Source organism: Nonomuraea sp. LPB2021202275-12-8 (assembly GCF_037044575.1).
Taxonomy (GTDB): Bacteria; Actinomycetota; Actinomycetes; order Streptosporangiales; family Streptosporangiaceae; genus Nonomuraea.
In genome coordinates, this window is record NZ_JBAHWD010000072.1 from 1 (window position 1) to 12695 (window position 12695).

Annotated in this window: 12 protein-coding genes and 3 pseudogenes; 7 read left to right on the top strand and 8 right to left on the bottom strand. The window is 68.1% G+C overall.

Features of this window, described 5'->3' with window-relative positions; all coding sequences use genetic code 11:
* Positions 1–186: 186 nt before the first annotated feature.
* The 4 genes and pseudogenes from V5E28_RS48065 to V5E28_RS48080 all read right to left on the bottom strand — a co-directional run bounded on the left by V5E28_RS48065 (position 187) and on the right by V5E28_RS48080 (position 2274).
* The gene (locus V5E28_RS48065) at positions 187–960 is read right to left on the bottom strand and encodes a maleylpyruvate isomerase family mycothiol-dependent enzyme (RefSeq protein ID WP_336217019.1); all 774 of its coding nucleotides are present in this window, start codon (positions 958–960) and stop codon (positions 187–189) included.
* A 508-nt stretch (positions 961–1468) separates the two neighbouring features.
* Positions 1469–1597 (bottom strand): annotated as a pseudogene (locus V5E28_RS48070) (Tn3 family transposase); the annotation flags it as partial.
* Between the two features lie 118 nt (positions 1598–1715).
* A complete protein-coding gene (locus V5E28_RS48075; RefSeq protein ID WP_336217020.1) occupies positions 1716–1940 on the bottom strand; it encodes a hypothetical protein in 225 nt (74 codons plus the stop codon).
* 166 nt (positions 1941–2106) lie between these two features.
* Complete coding sequence (locus tag V5E28_RS48080) at positions 2107–2274, bottom strand: hypothetical protein (protein WP_336217021.1); 168 nt, start codon at positions 2272–2274, stop codon at positions 2107–2109.
* A gap of 583 nt (positions 2275–2857) precedes the next feature.
* Between V5E28_RS48080 and V5E28_RS48085 the strand changes: the two genes are divergently transcribed.
* Both V5E28_RS48085 and V5E28_RS48090 read left to right on the top strand, forming a co-directional pair.
* Positions 2858–3319, top strand: coding sequence for an STAS domain-containing protein (locus V5E28_RS48085; RefSeq protein ID WP_336217022.1), 462 nt, complete (start codon positions 2858–2860; stop codon positions 3317–3319).
* A 161-nt stretch (positions 3320–3480) separates the two neighbouring features.
* On the top strand, positions 3481–4662 hold the full coding sequence (locus V5E28_RS48090; RefSeq protein ID WP_336217023.1) for an FUSC family protein: 1182 nt from the start codon (positions 3481–3483) through the stop codon (positions 4660–4662).
* A gap of 82 nt (positions 4663–4744) precedes the next feature.
* On the opposite strand, the gene V5E28_RS48095 is transcribed toward V5E28_RS48090, so the two are convergent.
* Together V5E28_RS48095 and V5E28_RS48100 are read right to left on the bottom strand one after the other, a co-directional pair.
* Positions 4745–5494 (bottom strand): GAF and ANTAR domain-containing protein, encoded by a 750-nt coding sequence (locus V5E28_RS48095; RefSeq protein WP_336217024.1) that lies wholly within the window; start codon positions 5492–5494, stop codon positions 4745–4747.
* A 98-nt stretch (positions 5495–5592) separates the two neighbouring features.
* A complete protein-coding gene (locus tag V5E28_RS48100; RefSeq protein ID WP_336217025.1) occupies positions 5593–6348 on the bottom strand; it encodes an ANTAR domain-containing protein in 756 nt (251 codons plus the stop codon).
* A 208-nt stretch (positions 6349–6556) separates the two neighbouring features.
* Between V5E28_RS48100 and V5E28_RS48105 the strand changes: the two genes are divergently transcribed.
* The 4 genes and pseudogenes from V5E28_RS48105 to V5E28_RS49975 all read left to right on the top strand — a co-directional run.
* Positions 6557–7057: a hypothetical protein gene (locus V5E28_RS48105; RefSeq protein ID WP_336217026.1), complete on the top strand. Its 501-nt coding sequence runs from the start codon at positions 6557–6559 to the stop codon at positions 7055–7057.
* Positions 7058–7174: 117 nt separating this feature from the next.
* The gene (locus V5E28_RS48110) at positions 7175–7492 is read left to right on the top strand and encodes a hypothetical protein (protein ID WP_336217027.1); all 318 of its coding nucleotides are present in this window, start codon (positions 7175–7177) and stop codon (positions 7490–7492) included.
* Between the two features lie 384 nt (positions 7493–7876).
* Positions 7877–8044, top strand: a pseudogene (locus tag V5E28_RS49970) (DUF4158 domain-containing protein); the annotation flags it as partial.
* Between the two features lie 22 nt (positions 8045–8066).
* Positions 8067–8327, top strand: a pseudogene (locus tag V5E28_RS49975) (DUF4158 domain-containing protein); the annotation flags it as partial.
* 549 nt (positions 8328–8876) lie between these two features.
* Here the strand turns inward: V5E28_RS49975 and V5E28_RS48115 are convergent.
* Entirely contained in the window at positions 8877–10781 is a 1905-nt protein-coding gene (locus V5E28_RS48115; RefSeq protein ID WP_336217028.1) for a WD40 repeat domain-containing serine/threonine protein kinase, read from the bottom strand.
* A gap of 266 nt (positions 10782–11047) precedes the next feature.
* Here V5E28_RS48115 and V5E28_RS49980 point away from each other — a divergent pair, with 266 nt between their 5' ends.
* Positions 11048–11236, top strand: coding sequence for a transposase (locus tag V5E28_RS49980; RefSeq protein ID WP_442946007.1), 189 nt, complete (start codon positions 11048–11050; stop codon positions 11234–11236).
* 259 nt (positions 11237–11495) lie between these two features.
* Here the strand turns inward: V5E28_RS49980 and V5E28_RS48120 are convergent, their stop codons facing one another.
* The gene (locus tag V5E28_RS48120; RefSeq protein ID WP_336217029.1) at positions 11496–12431 is read right to left on the bottom strand and encodes a hypothetical protein; all 936 of its coding nucleotides are present in this window, start codon (positions 12429–12431) and stop codon (positions 11496–11498) included.
* Between the last annotated feature and the right edge of the window lie 264 nt (positions 12432–12695).

Below are 12695 nucleotides of genomic sequence, written 5' to 3' on the forward strand. Positions count from 1 at the left end.
GTCCCAGCAATCTGCACACGCCGCGCACTTTCCCCCAGTCGAGCGCGAGCCGCCCGCAGGTGCGCCCTTCGCCCTTGAACAGCAGGCCCGCAGCCTGCCCGCAGCCGCGCGATGTCCGCAACCCCGGGCCCAGTGGCGCCCGCAGGAGCGCGCGCACCACCGACAGATGCGTCACAAGTGCGCGTTTTACGCGTTCGGGTCCCAGTCTGCGAGTTGCTCCATCGGCTCGGTGTCGCCGGTAGACTCCAGGCCGTCGAGCGGGACGCGCTCGTAGAAGTAGAGGACCAGTTCGCTCGCTGCGCCTCGCATCGCCATGTCGCCCGGCTCCGCGTCGGCGGCGAGGTCGTCGCAGCGGACGCCGTCGGCGTTGAGGGTCAGGCGCCAGGAGCGGCCCTCGGTCGTGTGCAGGTCGATGGTCGCCGGCTTGAACGGCCAGGGGACGGTCGTCGCCGCGACGGTCGTCAGGAACTCGTCGACGCCCTCGACCGCGACGTCCGTCGGCAGCGGCTGTGCGGCCCCCTGGGTGAGCTGGGCGTCGTAGGTGTGGACGGCGATCTCCTGGATCTGGTGCCGGGCCACGGCTCCGCTGGTCTGCGGGGCCTGCGAGCGGCCCCACCAGGTCCAGCAGCCGCGGTCCGGGCCGGCCTCGCGCATCGCGTCGAGCATGAGCTCGGTCGACTCGGCGAGCCAGGCGTCCAGGGCTTCGCGATCGCGGGGCGCGGTCGGGGCGCCCTTCGGGTCCGTCCTCGCCGGGGGCTCAGCGCCCGGGCCCGCCGCGACGATGGCGGCCTGGCGGCGGCGGCCGTCGCCGAGGTGCTGCGCCAGTTCGCGCAGCGTCCAGTCCGGGCAGGTCGGGACCTGGACGTCAAGGTCGGGGGCGGACGCGATCGCGGCGCGGAACGCGGCCGAGCGGTCTTCGATCAGCCGCAGGACCTCGGGGAACTCCAAGATGTTTTGCACGCCGGTTGTCTATCACGGCACTCCGGCCGCCACGTACCTGGCCCCGGTGTTACGCGCCACGCCCAGGCTGTTGGCGATCTCTCTGATGGAACAGCCTGCATGCCAATGCATCAAGATCTCTGCGATGTCGACCACGTGGAACGCCTTCCCCGCCATGACCGACCCCTCCGGCGAGCCCTGAAGGACTACCAAAAGGATTATGGACTGGACTGACCAAGTCCACACGACACGCACGCGTCGTGACCTCGCTCAATTCCATGATCGAGGCGCTACCGTCCGGCTCAAATCGGCGAAGTTGATCACGCCTTCGTGGCTCAATAACGTGATCGCTGACACACAAGGTCGTCCACGGCTGGGCGCTGCGAGCCGCTTGGTCGCGCAGGAAGTCGTGCATGGATCGCGTCCGGCGGCTCAGCAGCGGGATCAGACGACGCCGATCGGCCTCATCGAGGCCGTATGCATCAGCGAAGGTTCGCAGGCGGGTGGCCCTATTGCGGCGCTGCCAGTGGATCTCCGAGGCGTTCTTCAGCAGCCCCTCGGTGATGTAGACGGCCTCCCAGACGCCGCAGGGGATGAAGTGGCTGAACAGGGCCACGTAGGTGTTGGAGATGTGCCGGTAGGCCAGGCTGCCGTAGCCGGGCGAGATCTCCGCGCATCTGGCCGAGGTCTACGGCGCCGAGGTCTCCAAGCAGACCATCTCCACCATCACCGACAAGGTCCTGGACGGGACGCCGGTCGGCAGGGCGTCAAGAGGATCACTGGCGGGCGATGGAATGGAGGTTGGCGGCCTCGCACGTGGTGGCGCGGTGCATGTCTTTCATCGCGGTCATCGCGGTGCGCGCGGCGGACATCGCGTCGCGGGCGCCGAACTCATCGCCCAGGCCCTGGCGCATGTAGCGGGTGACGAAGACCCGGCGCCGGGCGAGGCTTTGCGATGGCAGGGATCTTTCCAGGCGGTCGCCCCGGTTGGCTGCGACCACGCGGGCGACCTTGACGGCCCGCCGCAGGCGGGCGCCGTCCTTGATGCCGACGCCGACGGCGATGTCGCGTAGCTGACCTCGCGGCCGCGGTTGCTGCGCAGCCAGATCGTCATCTCGGCAACGTCGGTCTCAGCGCGGGTCCAGTCCCTCTCATCACGGCGTCGGCTCACAGGATTTTCCCGATCTCGTCCAGGAAAGCCGCGAGCGCGGCGTCGTCCAGAGCAGCGCCATTGCAGCGCTCACTGCGGACACAAACCTCCGCGAGCGCCCTGTTCGCGCACCCGCGTGCCGGGTGCAGGGTCTCGGGAGCGGCGTCAAGGAGTACAAAGGCCACCGGATCTTCACCTTGCCGGTCACGGCTGTGAGGGCCTTGTGTGACGGGTAGGTGTAGACGTAGCGCCGGTAGGTGCCTCGTTTTCGGCGGCACTGGATGTGCCAGCCGAGGAAGTCGAGGCCCTCGTCGATGTGGGTGATCAGGGTCTTGTCCTCCGACAGGCGTAAACCCATCGTGGACAGTACCCCAGCGATCTCGTCCCGAAGGACCTCCGCGTCAGCCCTGGTACCCGACACGACCAGGCACCAGTCGTCGGCATATCTGGCCAGCCGGTAATTCGGCAGTTCTCACAAACGGAACGGAGGGGAGGGGGTTCTATTCTCGGGTGAGCGTCGCACACCGCACGTGCCGCAACTCGCGTGGGGTCCTACGGACCACACCTCCTTGCCCCCACCGCCGGTAGTCGTCATAACCAGGCAGATGGTCATCACCGGCGCAGATATGCCGGGATGTGACCGGCCGTTTCCGTATCGAGAGATATGGGTGGATGATGAGGTCATCGCGATGATCGCCTTTCATCCGTGCGTCATCTGCATGCCGTCCAGACCCTGCGGCCCTTGATCTGTACCGCGTAGGAGTCGGCATGAGCATCACCGAAAAGACCAGCACCCGCCTCGGCCCCGTCACCGGACCTCGCATCCTGCCCGTTGCGGAAGCGATCGTGTCTGCCAATGGGCGCCTGCGCATCACCGCGCTCAAGGATCCGCCCGGTCTGCGGATCGTGGGTGATCTCGACCTGTGCACGCTACCCACCCTGGTCCAGGCGCTGGCCGAGATGGCCGGCAGCGCCAGCATCTGCATCGACCTGAGCGGCCTGGCCTTCATCGACGTCGGCGGTCTGCGCACCCTGGTGTCAGCTCGGCCTGGGGAGGGGCACATGGTGACGTTGCGCTCGGTGCCAGCCCAGGCCCAGCGCCTTCTGGAGCTCACCGGCTGGCACCACCACCCCGGTCTTCGCCTGCAGATCGCAGCCCCTGCCCCGGTCATCTCCCCGCTGTGCCGCCTCCGGCTGGTCGTTACCGCCGACTCCCCATCGGCTGCCTGATCCGCCCGCAATACTCGACGCGGCCCGCAAGGCCACCGCGCGCGGCAGGCGGTGAGCGGGAACCTGCCGCCCGCGACGCTCATGCGGTGCGTGATCGCCTGGGCCGGGCCGATAGGGCGATCCGGCGTGAACTTCGCTACCTGCGCCGCCAGTTGGCGGGGTTGACCGAGCGCGGCTCCCATCAGCGCTTTGAGCTGCGCCAGATCGGCAAGGCGACGCTGGCCGCGGCGCTCGCCTGGTTCCTGGCCCATCGGGTGATGCCGCATGAGGCGGTGTGGATCGCCCCCGCCACAGCGGTGATCATGGTGCATGCGACGGTGTATCAGACGCTGACCAACGGCGTGCGCCGGGTGAGCGCGGTTGCCGCCGGAGTCATCCTGGCCGGGAGCGTCGGCTACGTGCTCGGGCTGAACGCCCTCAGCCTGGTTCTGGTCGTGCCACCGGCTCTGATCGCTGCTCGGTGGCGCCGGATGGGCGGCCACGGCACGGATGTGGCCACCACCGTGGTGCTCATGTTGTCCTTCGGTGCCGCCTCCCAGCAGCGCTACCTGCTGGCCTACGTGGTGGCCACCGCGATCGGCGCACTCATCGGCGCCCTCATCGGCGCCATGGTCAACATATTCCTGTGGCCGCCGCTGTATCGACGCCGCCCCCATGAGGCGGTGCTCCATCTGAGCACCGAGGCGAGCGCCCTGCTGAGCGACATCGCCGACGGGCTGGGCCAGCGATGCGACCTGTCGCAGCAGCCCGCTTGGGAGCAGCACGCCAACCGGCTGGATCTGCACCTGTCCGGCGCCCACTCTGGCCTGGCCGACGGCGCGGAAAGCCGCCGCTACAACCTGCGTCGGCGCGCCCAACCCGCTCCGGGCCATCACCCGCCGGTGGTGAGGGCGATGGGCCAGATCGGGGTGCATCTGCATGCGATCGTCGGCGTGCTGGGCTACGTCGCCCAGCAACACGACGACGATGAGTGCCCGCCGCAGATCAGCGAGGACTTCGCCCGTGACTACGCCGACCTGCTGCGGGTGCTGGCCCAGGCCGTGGCGGCGCAGGTACGGCTCGCGCAGCAGTCCGAGGACCTGAGGGAGCTGTTGAAGGCGGCGCGACGGCAGGCCGATGCCATCCCACCAGCAGATGACCGCCGAGGTGAGCAGCGGCCAACTGGACCATCCGCAAGGCTGGGCCGCCAGCGGAAGCCTGCGGACCGACGCCGAACACATCGGGAGCGTCCTGGGCGAGCTCCTGATCGAAGAGATCCCCAGCCCCACTACCGGCGGCTCCTGAAGGAAGCTCCACGAGAGGCGCTAGCCAACTGCACCCGACTCTGCGGGTGTCGATGCTAGTCCGACCAGGTCAAGCGAGTGAATCTCAAGCTCCGGGGGATGCTCACGCTCACAAGAGTCGGTCGGTGGCAGATGTAGGCGGTCAGGCCGGTGGGCGGCGGGCCACCTTGCGGGTGTTGGCGAGTTCGGGCAGGAGGATGTCGCCGTTGATGACGCCGTGGGCGACGTCGGTGAGTTTGCGGTTGTTGGCGCGGGCGTAGGCGCGCATCGTGGTGAACGCCTCATCCACCGAGTCGCCGCTACGCTCGGCCAGCATGCCCTTGGCCTGCTCGATCAGGACGCGGGTGTTCAACGCGATCTGCAGTTGCTGTGACAGCAGCGTCTGCTCCCGGGCGGCCCGCTCGCCGAGCAGCCCGATCGTGGCCACGTCGGCGAAGGCCTGACCCAGGGCCGCGCTGTCGGCGTCCAAGCCGCCGGGGGTGGCGCTGAACAGGTTGAGGGCGCCGATGACCTGCTCGCGTAGTCGCATCGGCATCGCATGCACGGCGGCGAATCCCCGCTCGTGGGCGGCTGCGGCGAATTCGGGCCACCGCGCGGCTTCGGCGGCCAGGTCGGCGACGGCGACCTGAGTTCCGGTGGCGTAGCAGTCCAGGCAGGGGCCCTGGTCGGCCTGCAGCTGGAACAGCTCCAGGATCCGGGACTGCTCGCTGGAGGCGGCCACCAGCTGCAGGTGGTCGGCCTGGTCGGTGAGCAGGAGCCCGGCCGCGTCCACTCCCAGCACTTGCACGCACCGTTCGGTGAGCAGGTGCAGGAACTCGATCACGTCGAAGTCGGCCACCAGGGTGTCGGCCAGCTCGACGAACACCCGTGCCAGAAGCTGTTCACGCGCCATGGTTTCACTTCCTTTTCTCAACATTCAGGCTCTGCGTGTGCGCAGGTCTTTCGCGCACGGTGTTCGGTTCACAGGTGTTCGGTTCACAGGTGTTCGGTTCAGTCGCCGGCCTCGGAGGCGGTCAGGCCGTCGGGGTCGAAGCGCAGGTTGCGGCTGACGACCAGGCGGGCGATCTCGGCCACCCCCACCCCCTGGGTGAAAGCGTGGGCGCGCAACCGCACGAACGCCTCCGCCAGGCTCGCGTCCAGCTGAGCCGCGATCATCCCGGTGGCTTGGTAGACCTCCGCCCGGCTTTCCTGCATCGCGCCGAGGGGCTGCACCTCCTGCGCGGGGCCCGCCCGGGGGTGGGCGGTGTGCAGCATGACGCCGAGCGCGGCCGCGGCGAACGTGAGCGCATCAGCCAGCTGCTCCACTGCCAGCGGCCCGGATCGGGCTCGGTACAGATCCAAAGTGCCCAGCCGGATCGCGCCGGCCTGCAACGGGAAGGCGAACACCGCCCGCGCCCCGGCCTGCACCGCGGCCGGGGCGAGCCACGGCCAGCGGGCCGCTGTCGCCGCTGAGCCCAGGTCGGGGGCCAGCGACGTGCCGCCGAACGCCCACGCCTCCACCCCCGGGCCCTCGCCCAAAGAGAACTGCAGCTCGGCCACCCGCCGGGCCACCTCATCGGTCGCGTGCACCAGGCTCTGGCTGTCCAACCCCGTCGACAGCGACAACGCCGCCCCGTCCACGCCCACCGCGGCGCTCACCGCCTGGCACACGTGCTCAGCGGCGACCGGCTTCCCGCCGGCGCATTCGATGATCAGCGCCCACGCCTTGGCCGCCCGCGCCCCTCGGCCCTCGCCATTGATCGCCACCCGGCGATCACCGCCTCACCACCCGAGGGCGTCGTCGCACGTCAAGTCGCTGTCACCCCCACCATCGCACCTTTGGCCACCCACCGCAGTAAATACCGGATTTGCTGCGGCAGGCCGATGGCCATGGTCATACTGACCTGGACCGCCTCGCTCGGTAATCGAGGTCGAGGTGTACGCATTTACTGCGGCAGAGCGAAGAATCCCGATCATGAGCGCGAGCACCGCCGAGGTGATCCCCCTCGGCCAAGTTCGCCCCCAGACCTACGGCGACGCGGTCGAGGCCTACCTGCGCTCGGCCGGGATCGGCGAGTCATCCAAGCGGATCTACCGCATCTCGCTGACGACTTGGGCTTGGCTCGCCTGCGGACTGCAACCGCCGCTCGGTAAGGACCGCCGCGGTGCCAAGGCGCCGACGCTGTGGTTCGCGGCTCTCGCCGATCCGGCGAGCGCTGAGCTCCTCGCCGGAGCCTTCGTCGAGCGGGCCCGCCTGGTGGACGCCGACACCGTCAACCGAGAGCTTTCGATCATGAAGGCCGCCATCGGCTGGTGGCTAAGGCGCGGCTTGCTCGCCGACAACCCGATCCGCGGGATCGAACGACGGCCCGCCCCGCCCGACCGGACTAAAGCCCTGTCCCCACGATCAGCTCGCCGCCCTGTTCGACCTCAAGGCCGGCGTCCGGGAGAAGACCCTGTGGAAGATGCTGTATGAGACGTGCGCCCGAGCCCAGGAGATCCTCACCCTCGACATCGCCGACTCAAAGGCCGCGCTCGCGGCCCGGTCTTCCTCACCGACCGCACAGCTCCCGCCCGCACCCCGACCACGGACGTGTGCAAGATCACCGACCGGGCCCGGCTGTCCTACCGGCGCGCCGCCGAGCTGTTCGAGGCACTCACCCGGCCGCTGGCACACCCCGGAATCGCCGACGCAGCCGAACTCGAACTACGCGGCGGCTGGACGCTGCACCAACTCCGCCACACCGCCCTCACTCACGAAGCCGAGGACGGCACCAACATGCCAACCCTCCTCGCCCGATCCCGGCACGCCTCCGTCCGATCCCTGGAACGCTACGCCAGGCCAGGCGTCGACGCCGTCGCCGACCACGTGGCCGGGCGCGACCCCGCCGCTCGCCGACGGTCCATCTGAGCGGCCAGGATCAGCGCAGGTCCTCGGTGATCGTCCAGCCCCGGTTGCGGCCCATCCGGGTGAGCTGCCGGCGCAGGTCAGCGATGCGTTCACGGGCGTCGGGGCCGGCGATCCGTCCCGCGATCACGCTCGTTTGGGGCTCAAGACACGTTTCTTAGTGCGCCACCCGCGTTTGACGGCGCGCCGCGCCGGGAGCTGATGCGTCCAACCACGCCGTCGTAACAGCAGCTCGTTAGCCGCTGGACTCGAGCGGAGTCTGTCAAGGCCCTGTTCTCGTATAGCTACCGCCAGGTGGCGTGTAGCACTGAGTAACTTCCATAGCCCTCGTTTCCCCGCCCTGACCGCCTCGTCGAGCTGAACGAGTGACGGCGAGGGGTGGGGTGGATGCGGCAGGACTGGGAGCCGGAAGACCTGATCGAGGTCTGGACGCTGCTCGAAGACGACATGAAGAAGGTCCGGAACAAGTCCGGGGCGACCCGGTTGGGCTTCGCTTTGTTGCTCAAGTTTTTCGAGGTGGAGGCCCGGTTTCCGGAGTCTGCCAAGGAGATGCCTGCGGCGGCAGTGGAGTACGTGGGTGGCCCAGCAGGTGAAGGTTCCCGTCGGTGCGTGGGCGGACTACGACTGGCAGGGCGACCGGATCAAGCGGCACCGCAAGGAGATCCGGGAGGCGTACGGGTTCCGGGCGAACACCGAGGAGGACCAGGGGCGGCTGGCCGAGTGGCTGGCCGCTGAGTTGTGTCCGGTGGAGTTGTCGCGGGATCGGCTGGCGGCGGCGGTGGTGGCCCGGTGTCGTAACGACCACATTGAGCCGCCGGCCCCGGGGCGGGTCGGGCGGCTGGTGGGCAAGGCCGTCAAGGACTTCGAGGCCCAGTTCTGCCACAGCAGGGTGGAGCGGATCTCACACGCGACGCGCTCGCGCCTGGAGGACCTGGTCGCAGGCAGCCAGGACGAGACGGGCGAGGGAGCGGACGGTGAGGGCGCGGTGTCGGGCGGCGGGCGGTCCCACTTCGCCGAGCTGAAGGCCGACCTGGGGGCGCCGGGACTGGAGAGCCTGCTGGCGGAGGTGAAAAAGCTCCAGTGGGTGCGGCGGTTGGAGCTGCCCGCAGACTTGTTCGCGGACGTGTCGGAGAAGCTGGTGTTATCTCGGGTGACTCTCAGTCGTGCGGCAAGTACTTCAAGTAGTGTGATCGGCTACTTGGCGCACAGTATCTGGGGGTCCGTACGGCATGTTGGACAGGTCAGATGCGCCCGAGCGGCACTATCGGGCCGGCAGCACCTCGGAGACCTCCGCCTGGAGCCGCATGGGCACGAGTCGTCGCGTCCCAGCTTCTCGATCAGCTCGGTGTCGACGCCGACGCGCCGTCACCGCGGATCCGTGGCTGGCTCATTCCTGCCAGACTTTCGCGGTCCGGTCGGCGCTTTCGGTAACGAGGACGGAGCCGTCGGCGTTGAACACCGCCGAGAAGAGCTGGCCCCTGTGCCCGGTGAGGGTGACGGCCAGGTCGCCGGTCCGGGGATTCCACACCTTCGCCGTGCGGTCGACACTGGCGGTGGCCACCATGGAGCCGTCGGGGCTGAACACCGCCGCGTACACGAAGCCCTTGTGCCCCTTGAGGGTGGTGGTCAGGCCGCCGGTCCTGGTGTTCCACACCTTCGCGGTGTGGTCGCTGCTCGCGGTGACCAGCAGCGAGCCATCAAGGTTGAACACCGCGGACGCGACTTCGATCTTGTGTCCGGAGAGGGTGGCGATCACATGGCCGGTTCTGGGATTCCACAGCTTCGCGGTTTGATCGCTGTTGGTCGTGGCCAGCACAGAGCTGTCCGGGTTGAATTCCAGGGACCAGGAGAAGAAGGCGCGGTGATCGGCGAGGGTGGCGATCAGCTTGCCGGTCCCGGGGTTCCACACTCTCGCCGTGCGGTCATCGCCGGCGGTGGCCACCATGGAGCCGTCGGGGCTGAATGCCGCGACGTGGACGTCGTCCTTGTGCCCTTTCAGTGGCGTGATCAGTGCGCCCGTCGTGGCGTTCCACACCATCGCGCTACCGTCGGCTCCGGTGGTGGCCACGACAGTACCGTCCGGGCCGAACGCCGCGGAACGGATGTCGTCATCGTGTCCGACGAGGGTGGTGACCAGGGCGTTTGTCGTGGCGTTCCACACCTTCGCGAGGGCGCCGTTGGTGGTGACGACCAGGATCGCGCCGTCGGGCCGGAACGCCCTGCTCATGATGGAGTCGCCCTGCCCCTGGAACGTGGACCGGAGGTGGAAGCGGGCGGTGGCGGGCTTGGCGCCGGTGGCGGGGCGGGGTGTGCTCGCGGAGGTGCCGGCGTCCCTCATGCGGCTGACCAGGAATGAGACGCTCGCCGCCGATGCTACGACGGCGCCTCCGCTCAGGAGCATGCGGCGGGACATCCCAGGCAGTGCCGTCGGCTCGGGCGGCGATGAGGTCCGCCGGGGCGAGAGCCGGGCCTGTTCGTTGCTCCGCAACCGGGCGAGGACGTCAGCGGTGCGGGCGGGGCGCCGGGCGGGCTTCTTGGCCAGGAGCTCGCCGATGAGCCTGTCGAGCCCGGCAGAGACGTCAGGGCGTGCCTTACGGACGCGGGGAGGCGCGAGGTGCAGATGCCGCCCCATCAGCTCTTCTGTTCTGCCGCCAGCGAAGGGCGGATGCCCGGTCAGCAGCGTGTACAGGATGCCGCCCAGCGCGTACAGATCGGTACGGTGATCGACCTTCCTGCCGAGCCACTGCTCGGGAGCCATGTACATCGGGGTGCCGACGATCCCGGTGAAGGTCTGCTCCGTGGAGGCTCCGGCCACGTGCGCGATGCCGAAGTCGCAGATTTTCAAGCGGTCGCCCGGCAGCACCATCAGGTTGGCCGGTTTCAGGTCCCGATGAACCACCCCCATCTCATGGGCGGCCACCAGCGCGTCGGCGATCTGCACCGCCAGCGCCATCACCCGCGCCAGCGGCAGTCCACGGGCATGGTCGGCAAGCTCGGCGGCCAGGTCACGGCCCTCCAGGAACTCCATGACCAGATACCAGTGACCGTCGTACTCACCGAAGTCCTCGACCTGGGTGATCCCCGGATGCTCCAACCTGACGACGATCCTCGCTTCCTGCCGGAACTTCCAGAACGCGATCGCCTGCGAGGCCATGATCGTCCGGTTCAGGAGCTTGATCGCGACGGGGCGGTCCCGCAGCAGGTCATCGGCCTGCCACACCTCGCCGAAGCCGCCGCTGCCCAGAGGCCGCCGCAGCCGGTACCGGCCGCCGATCCGCAGCCCAGGCTCCACCGATCACCCGCAAGCCTGCCGGACTCCACCGTACGGCCAGACTTCACCGTACGGCGGACGGACACCGTGGCGACAGGCGGGCCTTGACGCCGGGGTGTTCTGGCATACCTACATTGCGATGGCCGTCGGCCTTGTTCCTGGAGGCCACGGGCGATGAACGTGACCGGGTCCAAGTCCGGAAGGCCTTCCTGGACCTGGGGCCTGTACGGAGTTGAGATCAGAGGGATTGCCTGCGCTGTGGGTTCCGGTCCTGGTAGGCCATTGCTATGGCGCGTGGAGACCTCACCGACGAGGAATGGTCCTTGATCGAGCCGCACCTGCCCTTGGGTGAGCGAGGCCCGATCCCTGACCTGCGGCTGCAGTTCAACGCCGTGATGTGGCGGTTTCGAGCCGGTTGCCCGTGGCGGGATCTGCCTGCGGAGTACGGGCCATGGTCCACGGTAATGTCGATCTGACTGGCGATCTCCTCGCTGACCTGCTGGTTTGCGACAGAGACATGCCCATGTCGCAGGGGGTGGCTTCCCGTGGCTAGACAGTTCGCGGCCCAATACACCGACGAGGACGGCGTCGAGCATACGAGCCACTTGGTGCCGCGTGTCAAGGCCATCGCCTTCGCCTGCATTTTGCGTGAGGACCTGGCCCCAACGCCGCAGTGGTGGCTTGACAGCTTCGAGGCGGCTGATCCGGCTGGTGACCGAGGCTCAAAGGCTGTGATCAGTGTTCGCGCGCGTAAGCGTAGAGCGTCACGACGGTGATGAACGCCACCTCGATCCCCAGCACCTTATCCAGAATGGTGAAGCCTGAAATATCTGACGGAACCAGGACCTGACGCAGGGAAATGACCGCCAGCAGAGCGGCCGCCAGCTCCAAGGGACTGGTGTTCTTGCTCTGTCGGCGCAGTGCAAGGGCGAGGACGAGCAGGACAGGGGTCGCCAGGATGGCGTACACGAAGGCGAGCGCGTTCGGGCGGCGGGTGAGGTCGACCTGGATAGCCGTGTCCAGACGTAGCCGGTGGACCACGTTGTCGTCGGGCCGGGTGCCTTCGACCTTGCCTCCGGTGTCCACGTAGTAGCTGTGCGCGTTGTCGCCCAGGCGCGGGAGCGTCCAGTCGCTCAGGTTGTCGTCAAGTTCGATGGTGGAGATGAAGAGCATGAGCGTCCGCTGCGACATCCGCTTCGTCCCGTCGGACAGCGGTGGCAGTTCGACGCCGTCGGAGACGGTGATCTCAATCTGGAATCTGGCGGAGTAGCGGTCGTGCGGGTAGGCGGTCATGGAGCCCGTGAGCGGCACCTTGAAATCCGGCAGCGGCGCGAACACGGCGTACATGTCACGCAAGCGGATCTGAGTGGAAACCGTCTGCGTGGTGATGCCCGACCTGGCGACACCAGTGGCGCCCGACCAAACTCTCATTGTCCCGAAAGCCTCTTCGTCCACGTCGGGTAGCCCCAGCCGCAGATCCGCGCTGAAAGTCGCCTCACGTGCGCGTAGATCGATGTCGCGAACGCTCAAGAAAACTGTGCCGTCAGAGGACAACTGCGCGCCGATCTGGCTGTTAGGCCCGCCCAGCTCGTCGCCGCCTCTCATCGGGAAAGCAGCCCAGATAGCTAAGAGAAATACGGCTAAGGCCACTAATGCGAGCGTCGCACGCACTGATCACTCCGCTGAGGTCTACGGCTTTTCAAATTGGGCCGGTCGGCGATTGGGTACGCCTTGTCGACCAGTGTGAGCCACGCCGGGTTGCGCCGCCATGCATATCGAACTGCGGATGCCATCCATGCCAGGAACGCCTCCACCGGCTCAACGGGAAGCCCGTCCGCGGCCACCACGGTGTACGACACCGGGGCACCGTCTGGGGACCGAAGCCGCTGTACGGCGAACCCACCCATCTCAGGGCCTCCATCACAAAGACACGGC